Consider the following 20,601-nt stretch of genomic DNA (forward strand, 5'->3'; position numbering starts at 1 on the left):
TTCACGCCTGCTGTACAAAGGTCAGCCGCACCGCAAAACCGATCAACAGGCTGCCAAACAACCATTGCTGGAAGCGCTGGGCCGAAGGACTGCGTTGCAGCCAACGGCCAAGCGCGGCGCCGGCCAAGGCGTACGTGCTGTCGAACAACAGGCCGACACCAACCAGCACCACGCCGAGGGTGGCGAATTGTGCGAGTACCGGTCCGGCGTGTGGATCGATGAACTGCGGCAACAGCACCGAGCAGAACAACAGTGCCTTGGGGTTCAGCAGGTTAGTCAGCAATCCGCGCTGAATGGCTTGGCGCCAATGAAGTTTTCCACAGGCTGCATCTGCTCCGTTCAGGTTTGGCAGCATCGTGGTTCGCAGGCACTGAATGCCGATCCACAACAGGTACGCGGCCCCGGCCAGGCGCACCACATCGAAGGTCCAGGGCGCAGCCTTGAACAGTGCCGCCAACCCCAGCGCCGCCAAGGCCACATGACAACCTCGGGCAATGCCCAAACCCACCGCCGTGGCCAGCGCCGCGCCTTTGCCTTGGCGTGCGCCGGTCTGCAGCAGCAGAATCATGTCCGGGCCCGGCAACAGGTAAACCACTGCCAGCGCCATGAAAAACAGCCAAAGCCCCGCCATGCTGCACTCCTTTCGTTGTCGATTCGGTAGCGCCAGTCTAGGGCTGAAGCGCAGGGCAGGTGGTTGCGTAGTTTGCTTCTAAATAGTCGTTGGTTGGCATAACCTGCCACTCAATATGATCTACGCCAGCAGGATCTGCCAAACATGAAACTCGACGCTTACGACCGCAAGATTCTCGCCGCCCTGCAACGGGACGGTCGCTTGAGCAACGTGCAACTGGCGGATGAAATCGGTCTGTCGGCGTCACCCTGTTTGCGCCGGGTGCGGATGCTGGAGGAAGCCGGGGTGATTCGCGGCTACCAGGCCAACCTGGATCGCGATGAAGTCGGGCTGGGGCTGACGGTGTTTGTCGGGGTCAAGGTCGAACGCCACAACGACGAGCAGGCCGAAGCCTTTCGCGTGGCGGTGATGGCGTTGCCCGAGGTAATTTCGGCGTTTCTGGTGTCAGGGGAATCGGATTTTCTGTTGCAGGTGGTGGTGCCGGACTTACGCGCTTATGACCGCTTTCTTACCGGGCGTTTGCTGAAGTTGCCGGGGGTGAGTGACATCCGCAGCAACTTTGCGATTCACACGGTGAAAACGCCGGGGGCGTTGCCGTTGGAGCATTTACCGCTCTAAACCGAGTTGCACCCATCGCGAACAGGCTCGCACGCATGGGATCTGTGGCGTACACAAAACCAGTGTGGGAGCGGGCTTGCTCGCGAAGATGGTAGGCCCGACACCGCAAATCTCCAGCCCTACATCTGCGTCGCCATCCCCTCCACATTCATCGCCGCCTGGCGCAACGCCTCGGAGCGGGTCGGGTGAGGGTGACAAGTCAGCGCGATGTCTTCAGCAGAAGCGCTGAACTCCATGGCCACGCAATATTCGCCAATCATTTCACTGACGCTCGGGCCCACCAGGTGCACGCCGAGAATTTCGTCGGTGCGTTCATCGGCCAGCACTTTGGCGAAGCCTTCAGTCTCGTGGTTGATCTTCGCCCGGCTGTTGGCGGTGAAGGGGAATTTACCCACCTTGTACGAGCGCCCTTCAGCTTTCAGTTGCTCTTCGGTCTTGCCGACGCTGGCCAGCTCCGGTCGGGTGTAAATGACATTGGGGATCAGGTCGTAATTGACCTCGCCCGCCTTGCCGACGATCTGCTCGATACAGGCCATGGCTTCATCTTCAGCCTTGTGCGCGAGCATCGGCCCCGAGGTGACATCACCGATGACCCACACGCCTGCCGCTTCAGTGCGATGACCCTGGTTGGCGAGCATGCCGCGTTTGTCCGTGGTGAGGCCAACGTTCTCCAGGCCCAGCCCGTCGGTGTAAGGCCGGCGCCCGATGGCCACCAGCACGTAATCGGCTTCGAGCAATTCGGCAGTGCCGCCGGCCGCCGGTTCGACGCTGAGTTGAACGCCATTCGCCGAGGTCGTGGCGCTGGTGACTTTCGAACTCAACTTGAAACTGATGCCTTGCTTGCTCAACGAGCGTTGCAGGGTTTTGCCCGCCTCGCCGTCCACGCCGGGGCAGATCCGGTCGAGAAACTCGACCACCGTCACCTGTGCGCCCAAACGCCGCCACACCGAGCCCAGTTCCAGGCCAATGACCCCGGCGCCGATCACCACCAGATGCTTGGGTACTTCGGATAAAGAAAGCGCACCGGTGGAATCGAGAATGCGCGTGTTGTCGATGTCCACGCTGGGCAGGGGAGTGGGCTCGGAGCCGGTGGCGATGATGATGTCCTTGGCGCTCAGTTCAGTCTTGCCGCCCTGGCTGTCCGTCACCGTGACTTTGCCTGGCCCGTCGATATGGCCCCATCCCTTGATCCAGTCGACCTTGTTTTTGCGGAACAGAAACTCGATGCCTTTGGTCAGCCCGGTAACGCTTTCATCCTTTTGTTTCATCATCTGCGCGAGGTTCAGCGTGGGTTTGACCTCGATACCGAGGTTGGCAAATTCCGCCCCCATGGCCGCGTCATACAGTTCAGAAGCATGCAGCAATGCCTTGGACGGCATGCAACCGACGTTCAGGCAGGTGCCGCCGAGGGTGGCGCGGCCTTCGACACAGGCGGCTTTGAGGCCCAACTGACCGGCGCGAATCGCCGCGTTGTAACCGCCGGGGCCTCCGCCCAGTATCACGACGTCATAGTTGCTCATGGATGTACTCCTGAATTGAACGGGAATCGGGCTGGATAAACGTAGTTCCTGAATAAAATTACGAGCGTAATATGTTCGCTGCCGGGCCTTTCGGTCAAGGCTTCAGCCAAGCGACAGGTTGAGCGTCCTTAGATAGAAGGACTGAGTACAAAAATTTCACGGGTTTTGTTATATCGTAACTAATTGCGACGTGAGCAAAGAAAATCACTGGGGTGGTATGCAAGTCGATCTCGAGATTGAGGGCGCAACCGTAGCCGGACTGCCGCGCTTTCAACAGGCAGTCTTTCAAGGGCGGCGATTGCGCCAGTTGGCAATCGGCCTCGGCGCGCTCGCAGGGGCAGGGTGGCTGCTGGCGTTTTTCGTCGGGCTGTTTGCGCCGCAGTCGCTATGGCCGGCGTTGCTGGTCAATCAGAGCGCCGGTTTGCTGGTGCTGATCGCCGGCCTGCAATCGGCGTGGTGGGTGACGCAGTGGCGCGCAAGGGCGATGAACCCGGCGATGCAACCAGTAGACGTTGTCGCTGAGTCGCCGCCGATGGGTTGGTATGAACGACTGCTGGAGCGCATCGGTCAGCGATGGCTACGGCTGCTGGCGCAGATCGGCGCCTCGACGTTGTGGCTTGGCGCTTGGGCTCTGCTGGTATTGTTGAGCGTCGAACAGGTCTGGAACCTGGCCCTGCCTCCCGCAGCGCTGGGTTTTTCGGCCAGTGTCGCGGCGGCATTGTCGTTGCTGCTGGCCTTCGGCTTGCTGGTGCTGGAACGGCAGCTTGCCCAGGAAAACGTGGCGCAATGGCCCGAAGCAGGTTCGCTGGCGCAGCTGACGCGCGTGGCAATCATCTGCCTGGTGCTAAGCGCGCTGTGCCTTTTGTTGGGCAGCGAAGCGTCGGTGTGGCCGGTACGTCTGGCGGTGCTGATTGGCCTGCTTCCGGGGCTGGTCGCAGTCGAATTGCTGCTACGCGCGGTGTTGTCACTGTTCAGTCCGCAGCGTGAACAACTCGAGCCTGCGTTGCTGGCACGCAGCTTCGTCGCCGATATGCTGCGCTGGCCGCCCCAACCGTTGCTGGCGCTGCAACACGAGTTACATAACCGCTTCGGCATCGATCTGCGGCAGATCTGGGCCTTCACTTACATGCGCCGGGCGTTCGTTCCGGTGCTGGCGGTGGTGGTACTGGTCGGTTGGTCGCTCACCGGTATTCACGAAATTGCCCTGCAAGGGCGGGGCATCTACGAGCGTTTCGGTAAACCGGTGGAGGTCTTCGGGCCCGGTTTGCACGCAGGTCTGCCGTGGCCGCTGGGCCGGGTGTTGAGTGTCGAGAACGGTGTGGTTCACGAGTTGGCCACCAGTGTCGGCGAAGCGGCGGCGCCGAGGGTGGCTGAACCGGCTGAAGGTGCGGCGCCGACGACGGCCAATCGCTTGTGGGACGCCAGTCATGTGAACGACAAGTCTCAGGTGATTGCCAGTAGTCGCGCCGATAAACAGAGCTTCCAGATCGTCAACATGGACGTGCGTTTCGTCTATCGCATCGGCCTCACGGATCAAGCCGCGTTGGCCGCGACGTACAACAGCGCCGACGTCCCCACACTGATCCGCAGCACCGCCAGCCGAATTCTGGTGCACGACTTTGCTTCTCGGACCCTCGACGGTCTGCTCGGTGAGGACAGGCTAGGGCTCGCCGAGGAGATCGGCCGCGCGGTGCAGGCGGACCTGGAAAAATTCGACAGCGGTGTGGAAATTCTCGCGACCGTGGTCGAGGCGATTCACCCACCGGCCGGCGCGGCCAACGCGTATCACGGCGTGCAAGCGGCGCAAATTGCTGCGCAAGCCTTGATCTCGCGTGAACGCGGCGCAGCTGCCGAAGCCACCCATCAGGCGCAATTGCAGGCCAGCATTGCGCGCGATCAAGCGACGGCCAGCGCTCGTGAAATCAACGCTACTGCGCAAGCGGCCGATCTGAAATTCAGCGCCGAGCAAAAAGCCTATGCCAGCGCCGGCCAGGCGTTCGTGCTGGAGCAGTATTTCAGCCAGCTCTCCCAGGGCCTGAGCAACGCCAGGTTGCTGGTTCTCGATCACCGTCTGGGCGGCGGCAGCAGCGCGCCGACCATCGACCTCCGTACTTTCACGCTGCCGGTTGATCCCGCATCGACGCGTAAAACTGCTCAGCCAGGAGCTGCCAATTGAGCCAGTCGCACACTCACGATCATGATGACCACGCCGGCCACGATCACGGCCATGGTGGGCATCACCACCATGGCGATCCACAGGAAGCGGGTCCATTCCCATGGCGACGCATGGGATGGGCGGCGTTGCTGGTGGCGTTTGCCATCGCTGCGGCGAGCCTGGTGCAGGTGCGTTCCGGCGAGGCCACGGTGATCACGCGCTTCGGTAATCCGTCGCGGGTGTTGCTGGAGCCGGGACTGGGCTGGCGTTGGCCCGCACCTTTTGAAGCGGCGATTCCCGTCGATTTGCGGCTGCGCACCACGTCCAGCGGTTTGCAGGATGTGGGCACGCGCGACGGTTTGCGCATCATCGTTCAGGCTTACGTGGCGTGGCAGGTGCAAGGCGATCCGGACAATGTGCAGCGCTTCATGCGTGCCGTGCAGAATCAGCCGGACGAAGCGGCGCGGCAAATTCGCACCTTCGTCGGCTCGGCACTGGAAACCACGGCCAGCAGTTTTGATCTGGCCAATCTGGTGAACACCGATGCCAACCAGGTGCACATTGCCGACTTCGAAGCGCAGTTGCGTCAGCAAATCGATCAGCAGTTACTCACCACTTATGGCGTTCGCGTGCTGCAAGTCGGCATCGAACGGTTGACCTTGCCGTCGGTGACCCTCACCGCCACGGTCGATCGCATGCGTGCCGAGCGTGAAACAATCGCCACCGAACGCACGGCCATCGGCAAGCGTGAAGCGGCGCAAATCCGTTCCGCTGCCGAACGTGATGCCCGAATCGTCCAGGCCGATGCCACGGTAAAAGCCGCTGACATCGAAGCTCAATCCCGGGTCGAAGCCGCACAGATTTACGGCCGCGCTTACGCGGGTTCGCCGCAGCTGTACAACTTGCTGCGCTCCCTCGATACCTTGGGCACCATCGTTACGCCTGAAACCAAACTGATTCTGCGCACCGATGCCGCGCCGTTCCGGGTCTTGGTTGACGGGCCGCCAACGCTCGATAACAAGTCCGGGTCGCAGCCATGAATTTGGTTCCACGTGGAACAATTGAATTGAGCAGCCCATGGATTCAGGCCGGGCGCTTGGCTTTTCTCGCCCTGTATGCGGTGACGGTATTGGCCGCGTTGGCGTGGGCGTTCTCCAACGTACGGCAAATCGACCCGCAAAATCGCGCGGTGGTGTTGCACTTTGGCGCGCTGAATCGCATCCAGAATGCCGGTTTGTTGTTGGCGTGGCCGAGACCGTTCGAGCAGGTGATTTTGTTGCCGGCGGCAGATCGGGTGATCGAGCGTCGGGTCGACAATCTGCTGCGCAGCGATGTCGCGTTGCAGGCCGACCGCGCCGCCACGTTCGCCACGCCGATCAGTGATGCGCTGGCAGGTTCCGGTTATCTGCTGACCGGTGACGCGGGGGTGGTGCAACTGGATGTGCGGGTGTTCTACAAAGTCACCGAGCCGTATGCGTTCGTGGTTCAAGGTGAACACGTGCTGCCTGCGTTGGATCGGCTGGTGACCCGCAGTGCCGTGGCACTGGCCGCCGCACGAGATCTGGACACCATCCTGGTCGCCCGACCGGAGCTGATCGGCGCGGACAATCAAGCGGCGGAAAGGCGCGAGCGCCTGCGCGGAGATCTGGTCCAAGGGATCAATCAGCGTCTCGCGCAACTGACCGCAACCGGGCAGGGGCTGGGGATCGAAGTGGCGCGTGTCGATGTGCAATCGAGTCTGCCAGGACCTGCGGTCAATGCGTTCAACGCGGTTCTGACGGCGAGTCAGCAAGCCGACAAAGCCGTTGCCAATGCCCGCACTGACGCCGAGAAACTCACTCAGGCCGCCAACGAGCAAGCCGACCGCTCGCTGCAAGTCGCCCACGCTCAAGCCAGCGAACGGTTGGCCAAAGCCTCCGCCGACACGGCCACGGTAGTGAGCCTGGCCAAGGCGCAACAACAAGGCACCGACCCGCAAATGCTGCTGCGCATTTACCGTGAACGCTTGCCGAAAATACTTGGCCAGGCTGGCTCGGTGACCACGGTCAATCCGAAAGACGATTCCCGCCTGATCATTCAGGGAGCTGCACAATGACCGCCCAAACTGCCGCCGCACCGAGCATGTTGTCCTCGGCCGAACAGCGCAGCGCTGCACGCCAACTGACTCTGGCCATGCTCGCGCTAGGCTTGCTGGCGCTCGGTTTGATCTGGCGCTGGTGGTCGCCGGAGCAGACGGGCGTCAGTCAATTGCTGCTGGGTTTTGCCTCGTTGCTGGTGGCCGTGCCGGTGATGCGTTCGGCCTGGTACAGCCTGCGCTATCCCAGCCTGCACGGGATCACTGATCAGTTGATTGCGTTGGCGATGCTGGGTGCCTGGGCGACTGGCGATCTGCTGACCGCTGCGTTATTGCCGATCATCATGATCTTCGGCCATGTGCTGGAAGAGCGTAGCGTCATCGGTTCTCAGGAGGCGATTCACGCGCTCGGCAAACTGACGCGCAGCCATGCGCGCAAGGTTCAGACGGATGGCTCCATCGTTGAAGTCGACAACAGCACACTCAAGGCTGGCGACCGCGTGGAGGTGCGCGCTGGTGATCGAGTGCCGGCCGATGGTCGTGTCCTCTCCGGTCAGGCGAGTCTCGATACCGCGTCGATCACGGGCGAGTCGGTGCCGGTGGAGGCGGGCGTCGGCATGACGGTGTTCGGCGGGGCGATCAACCTTGATGGCCTGCTGCACATTGAAGTGACCCGCACCGGCAACGAATCGACACTCGGGAAAGTCATCGCGCTGATGCAAAGCGCCGAGCGCTCCAAACCGCCAATCACCCGGTTGCTGGAACGCTACGCCGGCAGCTACATGGTGCTGGTGTTGTTGCTGGCCGCTGTGACCTGGTTCATCACCAACGATGCGCAAGCGATGCTCGCCGTGTTGGTGGCAGCCTGCCCGTGTGCGTTGGTGTTGTCGGCACCGGCCACGGCGATTGCCGGCGTCGCGGTTGCCGCCCGTCACGGGATTCTGATCCGCAGTTCGGCGTTTCTCGAAGAGTTGGCGGATCTGACGTCGTTGGTGGTCGACAAGACCGGGACGCTGACCTTCGGCACTTTGCGCCTGCAATCCATCGACAGTCCGCTGGAAGACCGCAGCCACGTGCTGAAACTGGCTGCCAGCCTGGGTTCCGCCAGCAGTCACCCGGTCAGTCGCGCGCTCGCCGGTTTGGTCGCTCAGGAGCACTTTCTGCTGCTCACGGACATTCACGAGCGGCAGGGCCTGGGCGTGGTCGCGATGACGGGGCAGGGCGAAGCGGCGCTCGGGCGACCGGAGTTGTTCGCGCAATTGGCGATCGCCACCTCAGTCGTTCCCGACCACGATGGCCCGATTGCCGGGTTGGCGCTCAACGGTGAATTCCTTGCCTGGCTATTGCTCGCGGACAGCGTCAAACCTGAAGCGCGGTTCGCCCTGAGTGAGTTGCGTGAACTCGGATTGGGCCGACAGTTGTTGCTCACCGGCGATCGCCAAAGTGTCGCGAATTCCCTGGCCCGGGATGTCGGAATCAGCGATGTCGAGGCCCAGGCCTTGCCCGAGGACAAACTCAACCGCGTGCTGAAAGAAATCGGCAGCGGCTTCCGGCCGATGGTGGTCGGGGATGGCATCAATGATTCGCTGGCACTCAAGGCCGGTGTGGTGGGCGTCGCCATGGGCGCGGGTGGGGCGGATATTGCCTTGGCTTCCGCCGATATCGTGCTGATCGGCAGCGACCTGCGTCGGCTGGGCACGTGCGTACGTTTGAGCCGTCAATGCCGGCAGACCTTGCAGGTCAACGTGATCATCGGCCTGGGCTGGACACTGGCAATTGTCGCTTTCGCGGCCTTCGGCTGGCTCGGCGCGGCAGGGGCAATGATTGCTGCGCTGCTGCATAACTTGAGTACGTTGCTGGTATTGGGGAACGCTGGGCGGTTGCTGCGTTTCCAAGAGCCGTTGCTCAAGATGAAGGACGATGTCTGAGGGATGTGAACATTTCAGAACTGTGCGTGGAATTCGCAGTCATCTAGTGTGAGGGCAATCACTTCTGTGAATGTGCGTCGCTTGTTTAGAGCGCTGTGAAGCATAGAAAGCGGCTATTAAATCGATAGCCAGCTATTTTTCAATCATGGTCTACCCTCACATCAGACGTCTGAAACAAGGGGGATATTCCATGCTCGCGCAACTTCCACCGGCCTTACAGAATCTGCATTTACCGCTACGCCTGCGACTCTGGGACGGCCATGAATTTAATCTGGGGCCGACGCCCAGCGTCACGATTGTGGTCAAGGACCCACAAATGGTTACCCAGTTGACTCATCCCAGCCTCGATGCGCTCGGAGCGGCCTTTGTCGAGGGCAAACTGGAGCTGGAAGGCTCCATCAGCGAAGTGATCCGCGTTGTTGATGAATGGAGCCAGGCGTTGCTCGGCGACCTCGACAGTCAGCCTGTTCGCACCGTCCACGACAAGGAAACCGACGCCAAGGCGATTTCCTATCACTACGACCTTTCCAACGCGTTTTATCAGCTCTGGCTCGACAGTGACATGGCGTACTCCTGCGCCTATTTCGAGACCGGCAGCGAAACGCTGGAGCAGGCCCAGCAAGCCAAATTCCGCCACCTGTGTCGCAAGTTACGCCTGCAACCTGGCGAGTACCTGCTGGATATCGGTTGTGGTTGGGGCGGTTTGGCGCGCTATGCGGCGCGGGAGTTTGGCGCGAAGGTGTTCGGGATCACGTTGAGCAAAGAGCAATTGGCGCTGGCCCGTGAACGGGTGACTGCGGAAGGCCTCGACGATCTGGTCGAGCTGCAACTGCTGGACTACCGCGACCTGCCTCAGGACGGACGCTTCGATAAAGTGGTCAGCGTCGGCATGTTCGAGCATGTGGGGCACGCGAACCTGGCCGAGTACTGCAAAACCCTGTTTGGCGCGGTGAAAGAGGGCGGCCTGGTGATGAACCACGGCATCACCGCCAAGCACACCGATGGCCGGCCGGTGGGGCGCGGCGCGGGTGATTTCATCGAGAAATACGTGTTCCCCAACGGCGAACTGCCGCACCTGTCGATGATCTCTGCCGAGATCAGCGAAGCCGGGCTGGAGATCGTCGATGTCGAGAGTTTGCGCCTGCACTACGCGCGCACCCTGGACCATTGGAGCGAACGCCTGGAGGACAACCTGGAAGCAGCGGCCCGGGAGGTGCCGGAGCAGGCCTTGCGCATCTGGCGGCTGTATCTGGCAGGCTGCGCCTATGCGTTTGCCCGGGGCTGGATCAACCTGCACCAGATCCTCGCGGTTAAAGCCCACCCCGATGGCAGCCATGAACTGCCCTGGACCCGCGACGACATGTACAACCCTTAAAGTATCGGTGAAATAAGCCGGGCGATCCGCATGCCGACCTGTTGCAGGCGGTGGGTCTCCCGGCTTTCTTCTTTGGCGACTTCATGCGCTTGGGCGAAGTCGTCGTTGAGCATCCGCTCCACCTCGTCGGCAAACACACTGTCGACCGTCAGCAACATCACTTCGAAATTCAGCCGGAACGAACGGTTGTCCATATTGGCGCTGCCGATGGCGCTGATTTCGCTGTCGATCAATACCACTTTCTGATGCAGGAAACCGGGCTCGTAGCGGAATACCCGCACACCGGCGCGCACGGCTTCGAAGGCATACAGGCTGGAGGCGGCGTAGACGATGCGGTGATCCGGTCGTGAAGGCAGCAGCAATCGCACATCCACGCCGCGCAGAACCGCCAGCCTCAAGGCCGCGAACACCGCTTCGTCGGGGATGAAGTAGGGGCTGGTGATCCACACGCGCTCTGTCGCTGCGTGGATGGCTTCGACGAAGAATAGCGAACAGGTTTCGTAGGAATCGGCTGGCCCGCTGGCAAGCAATTGGCAGAGCACGCCGTTGTCCGGATACGTGTCCGGCAGTATCAACGGCGGCAACGAGCGCGCAGCCCAGAACCAGTCCTCGGCGAAGGACTCCTGCATGCACGCCACCACTGGCCCGCATACCCGCACGTGAGTATCGCGCCAAGGGGCGAGGGGGGGCTTCTCACCCATGTATTCGTCGCCGACGTTATGCCCGCCGACGAACCCCACCACACCGTCCACCACGACGATCTTGCGATGGTTACGGAAGTTGACCTGAAAGCGATTGAGCCAACCGCTACGCGTCGCAAAGGCTTTGACCTCGACACCGGCATCGCGCAGTGGCTGCACATAACTGTGGGGCAGGGAGTGGCTGCCGATGCGGTCGTACAGTAAATAAACGGGGACACCTTCAGCGGCTTTTTTCAGCAACAAGGTTTGCAGGCGTTGGCCCAGGCGGTCGTCGTGGATGATGAAAAACTGGATCAGCACGGCTTCCTTTGCTTGGCTGATGGCGTCGAAAATCGCTTCGAAGGTGGCGTGGCCGTTGATCAGCAGGCTGACTTCGTTGTTCGCCAGGCATGGCATGCGCCCCAGTTTCGGCATCGCCCTTAATGATGCGTAGGCGTTGGAGGCGCGGGCGGTCAGCGCTTCTTCAACCCACGGGCGCCAGTTCAACTCGGAGATGGCCTTGCGCATTTCCTCGTTGGCCTGTCGCCGCGCCTTGATGTAACCATCGAAAGTGCTGCGGCCGAAGACCAGATACGGGATGAGCGTGAGGTAGGGAATGAACAGCAGCGACAAGGCCCAGGCGATCGAGCCCTGGGCGGTCCGAACGGTCAGTACGGCATGGATGGCGGCGATCATGCCTAAGGAGTGCAGCAGTGCGATCAGGTAACCGAAAATATGCGGTCCAAAATAATCCATGGGGGCAGCCTTGCTCCTGAAGATTCAGTGCTTAACAGACCATGTTCCGTGCAGAATGTCGCTATTTAATTGGCCCATGAACCGAAGCCCGTGGCTGACGTCTAACGGCCACTACTGATCAGGAGTTACTCGATGAACGTTCGTCTGCTGGGTTTGGCTGTGGCTTTAGGTTTAGCACTTCCGGTGGCCGCTCAGGCGCAGATGCTGCAGCCGGGCTTGTGGGAATTGACCTCGAGCAACATGAAAGTCGATGACCAGAACCTGCCGGATCTGCAACTGATCCTCGGTCAGATTCAGAGCCAAATGACGCCTGAACAGCGCGCTCAATTGGAAAAGCAAGGCATCACCATGGGCGGCAAGGGGATTCGGTCTTGCCTGACGCCGGAGCAAGTGAAGAGCGACAACATTCCGCTGACGGATCCGCAATCGGGCTGCAAGCAGGAAATCACCGAGCGCACCGGCAATCAGTGGAAATTCCGCTTCAGCTGCCCGAAAGCGCAGGGTGCGGGCGTGGCGACGTTCTTGAGTGATCGTGAGTTCACCACCAAGGTCAACGGCACGTTCAACGCCACTGGCATTCAGCAGAAGGGCAGCCTTGATACTCGCGCAGTCTGGTTGGGGCAGGATTGCGGGACGGTAAAACCAAGAGCCTAAAAGCTTCGAGGGCAGGCCTCGTTCCCACAGGATGGCGTACATCCTGTGGAAGCGAGCCGGCTCCGGGCGGCGTTCCGTCGAAGGCGTCCAGTCAGACGCCCGCAATGCCCGTTAATCTCAGCCAGTCACACATCGCTTCAATGGCCATCCGGCCAAAATCCTCCCCGGTGCGACTGCGCACGCTGACAAACCCGCCTGCTTTTTCTTTCTCCCCGATCACCACCAGATACGGCACTTGCTGGCTGTGTTCGCGAATCTTGTTGCGGACCTTCTCGTTGCGCAGATCCGCACGGGCGCGTACGTCGCTTCGGCGCAGCGCCTCGGTCACCCACTGTGCGTAATCCGATTGGCGATCATCCATGCTCACGACCATCACGTGGGGTGGGGCGCGCCAGTTTTCCAGTTCCTCCTGGCAGGACCAGCAAGTGCCATAGATCCGCTGTGGCGCAGTGCCGCTGATGTGATCGAGCACGAATGCCTGCAACACTCTAGTGGCAGGGGCGTGCGGACCTGTCGACACACATTCGAAGTCCCCGAGCAGGTAGGGCGTCAATTTTTCCATGTCCCTGGACCGCAATGACGGCTCGCGCCGACGGATCGAATGATTGGTCGCCGCCAGGGTTTTCATGCGTGCTTCGATGCCTGCAAGGTCGACCAGGTTTAACGGTCGTTCCAAGGCAAACTCAAAATAGAACCCGTCACCCAGCGCCGATCCGGACTGTAATTGCGCTCTTGGATAGAGTTGTTTCACGGCCATCGCCAGCATCAATGCGCAGGAGCGGCGCAAAATCTCCAGGCCATCGGGCTCTTGAGGCGTCACGATGCTGACCCGGGCATCGGCCTCGATCATGAACTCGCAGTCCACTAACACGCCGTCCACCCGGCCGGCGACGGCTGCTTTGGCGAGCCCGGGACCAATGCTCGCGGCGAACTCAAACACCGACAACGGTTGGTCGTATTCACGCAATGAACCATCGCTCAGAGTGATGTGGATCATGTCGATGCTCTCGAGTGCTGCGCTAGCGCATAAACCGTAGCGGTAAATCCTGGCAGCTGTCATTAAGAGGTTTGTCGTGCCAGGCCATTTGCCCCGATACCCGCGTGGTGCTCACGCTGTGTTTGACCAGTCGGGCATTGCCAATCAGCACGCTGTTCATGGTCAGAACTCGTTCTGCAGGGCTTTGTAGCCGCGCACCAGATCGACGTTGGTGCGCGCCACGTCTTCGGAAAACTCCGAGGCGCTGACACTCACCGGCGGGAATTGCGACAGGTCAGTGTTGGGCCCGATGCGGGTGGTGGAGGGCACGTAGAAGTCGGCGGGCAAGTCGCGGCCATCGACCACCGAGTTGTGTCGCACCACGCAGCCGTCACCGACGGCGCAGTTGAACAGTACGCTGTTGAACCCGATGAACACCCGGTCGCCGACAGAGCACGGCCCATGCACGATGGAGCGGTGGGCGATCGAGCTGAATTCGCCAATCGTCACTGCCGCCCCGGACTTGGAGTGGATCACCACGCCGTCCTGGATGTTCGAGTTTGCGCCGATGGTGATCGGCTCCATCTCGCCCGAGGCGTCGACTTCGTCGGCGCGAATCACCGCGTAGGGGCCGACGAAGACGTTCTCGCCGATCACCACTTTGCCGCAGATGATCGCGGTTTTATCGACGTAGGCGGACTCCGCAATCAGCGGCAAATCACCGGAGGGATTTTTGCGTATCATGGCTTGCTCAACGCCTCGTACAAGGTGTTGAGGTTGTACTCGAACAACCCGGTGAAGGTACTCGCCGCACCGGTTGCCGCGAGCGCATCCGAGTACAGCGTGCCACCGATGTGCGCACCGCTTTCATCGGCAATCTGCTTGAGCAGACGAGCGTCCTTGATGTTCTCCATGAACACCGCTTTGACCTTGGCCTGACGAATCTGGGTGATCAGCGCCGCGACTTCGGCGGCGGAAGGTTCACGCTCGGTGGACAGACCTTGTGGCGCCATGAAGTCGATGCCATAGGCCTGACCGAGGTATCCAAATGCATCGTGGGACGTCACGATCTTGCGGTTGCCCGGCGGCAGCGAGCCGAGTTTGGCTTTGGCCTTGGCGAGCAGTGCGTAGATCTGTTTCAGGTAGACCTGGCTGTTGCGTTCGTAATCGGTTTTGTTCGCCGGGTCGGCGGCAATCAGCGCCTTGGTGATGTTGCTGATGTACAGCTCGGTGTTGGCCAGGTTGTGCCAGGCATGAGGGTCTGGAACGGCCTCGCCGTCTTCATCCAGCGAGCGTGGGATGACGCCGTGGCTCGCGCTGATGACCGGGGCTTTGGTCTCGGTGCTGGTCACCAGGCGATCCAGCCATGGCTCGAAACCCAAGCCGTTTTTGATGATGAGTCTGGCCTTGAGCAATGCCTTGGCATCGTCCGGGGTCGGCTCATAGGTGTGAGCATCGGCATCGGGGCCGACCATGTTGGTGATCTGGATGTGCTCGCCGCCGACCTGATGGGTCATGTCGGCGAGGATGCTGAAGCTGGTGACCACCTGCAGTTTTTCTGCCGCAGACAACGACATCGACAGCATCAAACTGAACAGCACGAGTAAAGCGCGCATCGGGAAACACCTCATTGGGATGTGAGCAAGGGCGGGCGGCGCAGCAAGCCGTGCACCGGTCCGAACACCACGGACAGCACATACCCACCACCGGCGACCAACACGATCGCCGGGCCGCTGGGCAGCGAGTAGTAGAACGACAGCAACAAGCCGAGCCATACCGAGAGGCAACCGAGCAGCCCCGCGATGGCCATTAACACAGGCAACCGTCGGCTCCAGAAACGCGATGCGGCGGCGGGCAACATCATCAACCCGACGACCATCAACGCCCCAATGGCTTGAAATCCGATGACCAGATTCAGTACCACCAATGTCAGGAATATGCCGTGTGCCAACGGACCGAGACGGCTGACGGTTTGCAGAAAGAGTGGGTCGAGGGTATCCAGCAACAACGGTTTGTAGATAAGCACCATGGCGATGAGGCTGATCCCTGAGACCCATAACATGCCGGTCAACGTCGGGCCGTCGACCGCCAACGCGGAGCCAAACAACAGATGCAACAGGTCCAGACGTTTGCCGGCGATGCCAAGGATCAGCACGCCGCTGGCGAGTGAGATGGGATAGATCGCAGCGAGGCTCGCATCTTCTCGCAGGCCGGTGCGGCGGGTGATCCATGCCGCGAGCCCGGCCATGCTCAGGCCCGCCCCGAGACCGCCGAAGGTCAGTGCCGGCAGGCTCAGTCCGGCGAACCAGAAGCCGAGCGCGGCGCCAGGCAAGATGCCGTGAGCGACCGCATCGCCTATCAAACTCATACGCCGCAGAATCAAAAACACCCCGAGCGGTGCCGTGCTGCAGGCCAACACCAAGCCACCGAGCAGTGCCCGGCGCATGAACACAAACTCGTGGAAGGGCTGCCATAGATGAGCGGCGGTGAGCATCAGGCCACCTGCGTCTGTGGTTGCTGACGGATAAGCTCGGTGCTTGAGCCGAGGACGCAGCCGCTGCTTTTGATCAACAGCGTTTGAGGAATGTGTTGGCGCACCGCGGCGAGGTCATGACACACGACCACCAGGGTTCGGCCTTCGGCGTGCCAGGCGTGAATGTTTTTCCACAGCAATGATTGGCCGAGCTCATCGAGGGCGGCGTGAGGTTCGTCGAGCAATAGCAAGGGGGCTTCGGCGAGGCTCAATCGGGCGAGCAGGGCGCGTTGCAATTCACCGCCGGAGAGGGCCATCAATGGGCGCTGTTCCAGGCCGGTCAGGCACCAGTTTTCCAGCACGGCTTTGAGGCGTTGGCTTCGGACGTCGGCGGATTGCTTGCTGCCCCAAAAACCCGCCGCGACCAACTCTTGCAGGCTGATCGGAAATTGCCGGTCGAGGTGCTGTTGCTGGGGCAGAAACGACAGTGAGCCTTTGCGTGGAACATCAAGGATCACTTTTCCGGTGAGTGGTTTTTGCAGGCCGGCGATGACTTTCAACAGGCTGCTTTTGCCTGAGCCGTTGGCGCCGATCACGGCGGTCAGGCTGCCTTGGTTCAGTTCGACATCTATCGGCGGCGTGAGCGGTTGGCCCGGTGCGCCCCAGCGCAACGCTTCGCAGCGAATCATGCGGCCTCCCAATTCCATCGGCTTTCGGCGACGGCGTCGTGGGCGTGCAGGCTTTCGGCGTGGACGACTTTCAGGTGGAAGGCGTTGATGCCGGTCGAGCGCTTCAAGGCTAGATTCAAGCGTCGAGCGGCGTCTTCGCAAAACATCAGGTTTTGACCATTGGCCAGCGCGAAGGCTTGTTCGTCTGCACGCTTTACTGCGGTTTGAACGGCGGTGCCGAGGGCGGCTTCGGCGTCATTGATCAGCGCAATCAGTGGCAAGTCATCGAGATAATCATCCAGACGCAGTTTAAGCTGCGCATTGCTGCGTTGGCTGTGCGGTGTGGCAACGATGCCCTTCGTGGCGCCGAGCCAAGCCAAAACATCGGCGTGTTGCAGTGGCTGATTGGCGAAGTCATCGACGAACTGCTGCTGAATCAACTGCCGAGCCAGTGCGGCTGAGCAGGGGCACGTTGAGGAATAAGGGATGTCGATTTTTAGTTCCACGTGGAACATCGCGTTTTTCAAACGTGCATTGATGCTGACTGGATAGGATTTCCAACCGGCCAAGGGACTGATCAGCGCGGGTCGTTTGAGCAATAAATCCGCATGAATTTTCAGGTAGGCGCTGTTGGATAGACCTTCATGGGTATCGAGAAACCGCTGCAAGACACGCCGCAATAGGGCCGGCGTCAGGTTTTCCTGCTCGAGCATTTCCAGCGCCAGGTACAGCCGCGACATATGAATGCCGCGCGTTTCTCCATCATCGAGGCTCACACCCGCATCGGCCTTCGCGCTCAATCTCTGGCCATTGAATAGAACTGGAAGAGCAATGCCGCACATGCCCACCCATTCAAGTGGCAGGGCTTGGCGTGAGGCCTGCGCGGCAATATCCGGCAGAGTCAGCGCATTCATGAGCAGGTCCATCGTGGAAGTCGGCCCTGCATGTTATGTTATTACATTAAAATCGACTACGCCTTTTTCACGAGCGGCTTTCACCATGCACAGACGTCACTTGCTCATGGCGCAGCGAGAGAACGGCGCGGACCTGTTGGGAGCCACCCGCTTGCTCAATCTCAAGGACAAGGACCCGATGCTTGCCGGGGTGATTCTCGACATGTCGATGAACGCCACCCTCGCCGCGAGTTTGCAGTTGGGCAGCACCGTGCTCGGCAGTCTGGCGGGCATTACCACGCGGCATCAGAAGCGCGTGGAACAGGCGGGAATTGCTGTGCTGTAGTCACCGGACGTGCCGTCGATCCTGGTGGAAACCGGCTTCATTTCCAACGCTCGCGACAGTCAGCGGCTGCTCACGGCACCGCATCAGCAGGCCTAGCAGCCAGTCATCCGGCTGCAGGTGAACCTTGCACTGCTGCCGCCGGAGCTGGAAAACCGGTTGATGGTGGTCCAGCCAACCCGCCGGTTATAGCCCACCCAGGCTTCCCCGTCGGAAGCGATCCCGGTGAAGAATGTCAGTTGCCCGTAGCGACTGTTGGTTTGCGCCCAATAGCGCTTGCCTGCCCGTTCGAAGCCGCGCAAGTAGATCGTACTGCCGACGGTGTTGACGCTGTAAGCATTGCCGTCCGCATCCACGCAGGCCAGCAGGTTGGCGCTGCGAGTGCAGGTGGCAAGGCTCGGGATTTGCGCCCAGGTGTCTACGGCGAGCAGCAGCGAAACGCTCATCAGCGTTAATTTCAGGGCGATGCGCATGGGATTTCTCACAGGGCGAACGGGCTCCAGCATCCTGTCCTTTGTCACGGTCGGCAAGAGGGGAGTGGTTTAATTGCATTGTTATACTATAACATTGAATTAAGCCCGGCCCTGCGACCGGGCATCTCCTGTGAGGTTCAACCTGATGCCCAATCGTCTCCCCGTGACCGTTTTGTCGGGCTTTCTCGGCGCCGGAAAAAGCACGTTGCTCAACTACGTGCTGCGTAACCGCGAAAACCTGCGGGTCGCCGTGATCGTCAACGACATGAGCGAAATCAACATCGATGGCAGCGAAGTTCAGCGTGATGTCACCCTGAACCGTGCCGAAGAAAAACTCGTGGAAATGAGCAACGGCTGCATCTGCTGCACCTTGCGTGAAGACCTGCTGGAAGAAGTCAGCCAACTCGCCAGGGACGGCCGCTTCGATTACTTGCTGATCGAATCCACCGGCATTTCCGAGCCGCTGCCCGTGGCGGAAACCTTCACTTTCCGCGACGAAGAAGGGCAGAGCCTGGCCGACATCGCGCGGCTCGACACCATGGTCACTGTGGTCGATGGCATGAACTTCCTGCTCGACTATCAGGCCGCCGAAAGCCTCGCCTCCCGTGGCGAAACCCTGGGCGAAGAGGACGAGCGTTCGATCACCGATCTATTGATCGAGCAGATCGAATTCGCCGACGTGATCCTCATCAGCAAGATCGATTTGATCAGCAGCCGCGAGCGTCAGGAGCTGATCGCGATCCTCGAACGCTTGAACTCGCAAGCCGAAATCATCCCGATGGTCATGGGCGAAATTGCGCTGAAGAAGATCCTCAACACCGGTCGCTTCGACTTTGAAAAAGCCGCGCAGGCGCCGGGTTGGTTGCAGGAGCTTCGCGGTGCACACGTGCCGGAGACCGAGGAGTACGGCATCGCTTCCACAGCGTATCGAGCTCGCAGGCCGTTTCATCCACAGCGCTTTTTCAGCTTCATCGACCGTCCGTGGGTGAATGGCAAACTGTTGCGTTCGAAAGGGTTTTTCTGGCTGGCGAGCAAACCCATGGACGCGGGCAGTTGGTCCCAGGCGGGCGGCTTGATGCGCCATGGTTATGCCGGACGCTGGTGGCGTTTCGTGCCGAAAAGCCAGTGGCCGCAGGACGAAGAAAGCACCGCCGGGATTATGGAAAACTGGACGGCCGCCACTGGCGATTGTCGGCAGGAGCTGGTGTTCATTGGCCAGAACATCGACTTCCCCTTACTCCACGTAGAACTCGACGACTGCCTGCTGAGTGATGAAGAGATGGCGTCAGGTGTCGAGGGCTGGCAATTGTTGCCCGATCCATTCGGCCCCTGGCATGCAGAGGAAACCGCGTGATGCTGACGCCGACCTTGAAGTTGCGACCGGTCATTAGTCAGGTTCAGGGCGATACGCCGCAAGCCCTCGCGCGGATTCTGGACGAAGGCGTGAACCTCGCCATTTGGCAGCGTCGACTCCCGGCGCATATCGCCGATTTCTGCAGTTTGTTGCTGTCGCTGAACGAGCCATTGGCTGAGTCGCTGGTGTTGGAAATGCCCGGTGACGACACCGAGCCCAATCTGCACGGACTGGCCTCGGGCTTTAGCGATCTTGAGGGGTATGAAGGCTTTATCGCCGACGTTTCCTGGCTGGTCAGCGCATTCGCCTGTCTGTTGGGCGCCCAGCGTATTGGCGTGCGTCTGCGGGTTCTGGACAGCGCCATGTGCCCGCGTTTTCACGTCGATCATGTGCCGGTGCGCTTGATCTCCACGTATGCCGGAATCGGCAGCGAATGGCTGAAGGAAGGCGCGATGGATCGTCGCCAATTGAGCAAACCCGAAGCCGAACCCATGGATGACTCGCTGATCCAGCACATCGACAGCGGGTACGTGGCTTTACTCAAAGGCGAGAAATGGCACGGCAACGAAGGCTTTGGCCTGATCCACCGTTCGCCGCAACTCGCGACGGGCGAGCGTCGCTTGATCCTGACCCTCGACTGGCTGAGTTAGCGGATCAAGGCTTGAGCCAGTTGCCCTGGCTCTGGCCTTCGCAGAACGGCTTCAGGTACGCCGCGTCGGTCGCCACGCCGTAATAGTGAATATCCTGCCGGTAAGGCATATTGGCGACTTGGGCATTGCTGCACACACCGAATGCGCCGCCGGGGCATTGGTCGACGTATTGCACGTCGACTTTTTGGCCAGGAAGGTTGGGCTGACAAAATCCGTCGGCGAAGAGTTTTTCCGGGATGTTGCGGTTCTGCTGGCAGACTTTTACGTCGAGTCGCTCAGCCGTGCTATGTACCACGCAAGCCTGAGCCAGCGCCTCGCCGCAAACCAGCGCCAAAAGCAACGTCCAGCCAATCAACCGCATCCTTTACCTCCTCAGAAAA

Annotated in this window: 21 protein-coding genes and 1 pseudogene; 10 read left to right on the top strand and 12 right to left on the bottom strand. The window is 60.6% G+C overall.

Annotation, left to right across the window (positions count from 1 at the left end):
* Position 1 precedes the first annotated feature (1 nt).
* Positions 2-631, bottom strand: a complete 630-nt coding sequence (locus ACI77H_RS00745) for a LysE family translocator (RefSeq protein WP_407009919.1) — start codon at positions 629-631, stop codon at positions 2-4.
* 144 nt (positions 632-775) lie between these two features.
* On the opposite strand from ACI77H_RS00745, the gene ACI77H_RS00750 reads away from it, so the two are divergent.
* Entirely contained in the window at positions 776-1,249 is a 474-nt protein-coding gene (locus ACI77H_RS00750) for an Lrp/AsnC family transcriptional regulator (RefSeq protein WP_008027506.1), read from the top strand.
* A gap of 119 nt (positions 1,250-1,368) precedes the next feature.
* On the opposite strand, the gene lpdA is transcribed toward ACI77H_RS00750, so the two are convergent.
* Positions 1,369-2,769, bottom strand: a complete 1,401-nt coding sequence (gene lpdA / locus ACI77H_RS00755; protein ID WP_407009920.1) for a dihydrolipoyl dehydrogenase — start codon at positions 2,767-2,769, stop codon at positions 1,369-1,371.
* 217 nt (positions 2,770-2,986) lie between these two features.
* Here lpdA and hflK (ACI77H_RS00760) point away from each other — a divergent pair, with 217 nt between their 5' ends.
* From hflK (ACI77H_RS00760) to cfaB, 5 genes are all read left to right on the top strand, one after another.
* On the top strand, positions 2,987-4,945 hold the full coding sequence (gene hflK, locus ACI77H_RS00760) for a protease modulator HflK (RefSeq protein ID WP_407009921.1): 1,959 nt from the start codon (positions 2,987-2,989) through the stop codon (positions 4,943-4,945).
* On the top strand, positions 4,942-5,964 hold the full coding sequence (gene hflC / locus ACI77H_RS00765) for a protease modulator HflC (protein WP_407009922.1): 1,023 nt from the start codon (positions 4,942-4,944) through the stop codon (positions 5,962-5,964). Before hflK (ACI77H_RS00760) ends, hflC begins: the two co-directional genes overlap by 4 nt.
* Positions 5,961-7,019, top strand: coding sequence for a protease modulator HflK (gene hflK, locus ACI77H_RS00770; protein ID WP_407009923.1), 1,059 nt, complete (start codon positions 5,961-5,963; stop codon positions 7,017-7,019). The genes hflC and hflK (ACI77H_RS00770) overlap by 4 nt, the downstream gene beginning before the upstream one ends.
* Positions 7,016-8,926, top strand: coding sequence for a cation-translocating P-type ATPase (locus ACI77H_RS00775; RefSeq protein WP_407009924.1), 1,911 nt, complete (start codon positions 7,016-7,018; stop codon positions 8,924-8,926). The genes hflK (ACI77H_RS00770) and ACI77H_RS00775 overlap by 4 nt, the downstream gene beginning before the upstream one ends.
* Before the next feature lie 190 nt (positions 8,927-9,116).
* Positions 9,117-10,301 carry a C17 cyclopropane fatty acid synthase CfaB gene (cfaB, locus tag ACI77H_RS00780; RefSeq protein ID WP_407009925.1) on the top strand — a complete coding sequence of 395 codons (1,185 nt, stop codon included), beginning with the start codon at positions 9,117-9,119 and terminating at the stop codon, positions 10,299-10,301.
* Here the strand turns inward: cfaB and cls are convergent.
* Entirely contained in the window at positions 10,298-11,737 is a 1,440-nt protein-coding gene (gene cls, locus ACI77H_RS00785) for a cardiolipin synthase (protein ID WP_407009926.1), read from the bottom strand. The two genes, cfaB and cls, sit on opposite strands and share 4 nt — an antisense overlap.
* Positions 11,738-11,869: 132 nt before the next feature.
* Here cls and ACI77H_RS00790 point away from each other — a divergent pair, with 132 nt between their 5' ends.
* Complete coding sequence (locus ACI77H_RS00790) at positions 11,870-12,391, top strand: DUF3617 domain-containing protein (protein ID WP_407009927.1); 522 nt, start codon at positions 11,870-11,872, stop codon at positions 12,389-12,391.
* Between the two features lie 91 nt (positions 12,392-12,482).
* Here the strand turns inward: ACI77H_RS00790 and ACI77H_RS00795 are convergent, their stop codons facing one another.
* Genes ACI77H_RS00795 through folE2 form a run of 7 tightly spaced genes read right to left on the bottom strand, consistent with a single transcriptional unit; the run spans position 12,483 to position 17,422 of the window.
* Positions 12,483-13,388 (bottom strand): His/Gly/Thr/Pro-type tRNA ligase C-terminal domain-containing protein, encoded by a 906-nt coding sequence (locus ACI77H_RS00795; RefSeq protein WP_407009928.1) that lies wholly within the window; start codon positions 13,386-13,388, stop codon positions 12,483-12,485.
* Positions 13,389-13,410: 22 nt separating this feature from the next.
* The gene (locus ACI77H_RS00800) at positions 13,411-13,548 is read right to left on the bottom strand and encodes a hypothetical protein (protein ID WP_407010352.1); all 138 of its coding nucleotides are present in this window, start codon (positions 13,546-13,548) and stop codon (positions 13,411-13,413) included.
* A gap of 2 nt (positions 13,549-13,550) precedes the next feature.
* Positions 13,551-14,111 carry a DapH/DapD/GlmU-related protein gene (locus tag ACI77H_RS00805; RefSeq protein WP_150630614.1) on the bottom strand — a complete coding sequence of 187 codons (561 nt, stop codon included), beginning with the start codon at positions 14,109-14,111 and terminating at the stop codon, positions 13,551-13,553.
* The gene (locus ACI77H_RS00810; RefSeq protein ID WP_407009929.1) at positions 14,108-14,983 is read right to left on the bottom strand and encodes a metal ABC transporter substrate-binding protein; all 876 of its coding nucleotides are present in this window, start codon (positions 14,981-14,983) and stop codon (positions 14,108-14,110) included. Before ACI77H_RS00810 ends, ACI77H_RS00805 begins: the two co-directional genes overlap by 4 nt.
* Positions 14,984-14,994: 11 nt before the next feature.
* Complete coding sequence (locus tag ACI77H_RS00815) at positions 14,995-15,861, bottom strand: metal ABC transporter permease (RefSeq protein ID WP_407009930.1); 867 nt, start codon at positions 15,859-15,861, stop codon at positions 14,995-14,997.
* Complete coding sequence (locus ACI77H_RS00820; protein ID WP_407009931.1) at positions 15,861-16,529, bottom strand: metal ABC transporter ATP-binding protein; 669 nt, start codon at positions 16,527-16,529, stop codon at positions 15,861-15,863. Before ACI77H_RS00820 ends, ACI77H_RS00815 begins: the two co-directional genes overlap by 1 nt.
* Positions 16,526-17,422: a GTP cyclohydrolase FolE2 gene (gene folE2, locus ACI77H_RS00825; RefSeq protein ID WP_407009932.1), complete on the bottom strand. Its 897-nt coding sequence runs from the start codon at positions 17,420-17,422 to the stop codon at positions 16,526-16,528. The genes ACI77H_RS00820 and folE2 overlap by 4 nt, the downstream gene beginning before the upstream one ends.
* A gap of 106 nt (positions 17,423-17,528) precedes the next feature.
* Between folE2 and ACI77H_RS00830 the strand changes: the two are divergent.
* Positions 17,529-17,840 (top strand): annotated as a pseudogene (locus ACI77H_RS00830) (N-acetylmuramoyl-L-alanine amidase); the annotation flags it as partial.
* Here the strand turns inward: ACI77H_RS00830 and ACI77H_RS00835 are convergent.
* A complete protein-coding gene (locus tag ACI77H_RS00835) occupies positions 17,840-18,217 on the bottom strand; it encodes a glutamine synthetase (protein WP_407009933.1) in 378 nt (125 codons plus the stop codon). The pseudogene ACI77H_RS00830 and the gene ACI77H_RS00835 sit on opposite strands and share 1 nt — an antisense overlap.
* A 145-nt stretch (positions 18,218-18,362) precedes the next feature.
* On the opposite strand from ACI77H_RS00835, the gene zigA reads away from it, so the two are divergent.
* Both zigA and ACI77H_RS00845 read left to right on the top strand, forming a co-directional pair.
* The gene (gene zigA, locus ACI77H_RS00840) at positions 18,363-19,571 is read left to right on the top strand and encodes a zinc metallochaperone GTPase ZigA (RefSeq protein ID WP_407009934.1); all 1,209 of its coding nucleotides are present in this window, start codon (positions 18,363-18,365) and stop codon (positions 19,569-19,571) included.
* The gene (locus tag ACI77H_RS00845; RefSeq protein WP_407009935.1) at positions 19,571-20,221 is read left to right on the top strand and encodes a DUF1826 domain-containing protein; all 651 of its coding nucleotides are present in this window, start codon (positions 19,571-19,573) and stop codon (positions 20,219-20,221) included. The genes zigA and ACI77H_RS00845 overlap by 1 nt, the downstream gene beginning before the upstream one ends.
* A gap of 4 nt (positions 20,222-20,225) precedes the next feature.
* Here the strand turns inward: ACI77H_RS00845 and ACI77H_RS00850 are convergent, their stop codons facing one another.
* Positions 20,226-20,582, bottom strand: coding sequence for an NADH:ubiquinone oxidoreductase (locus ACI77H_RS00850; protein WP_150630606.1), 357 nt, complete (start codon positions 20,580-20,582; stop codon positions 20,226-20,228).
* Positions 20,583-20,601 lie beyond the last annotated feature (19 nt).

The organism is Pseudomonas sp. O230, assembly GCF_045447035.1.
Lineage (GTDB): Bacteria > Pseudomonadota > Gammaproteobacteria > Pseudomonadales > Pseudomonadaceae > Aquipseudomonas.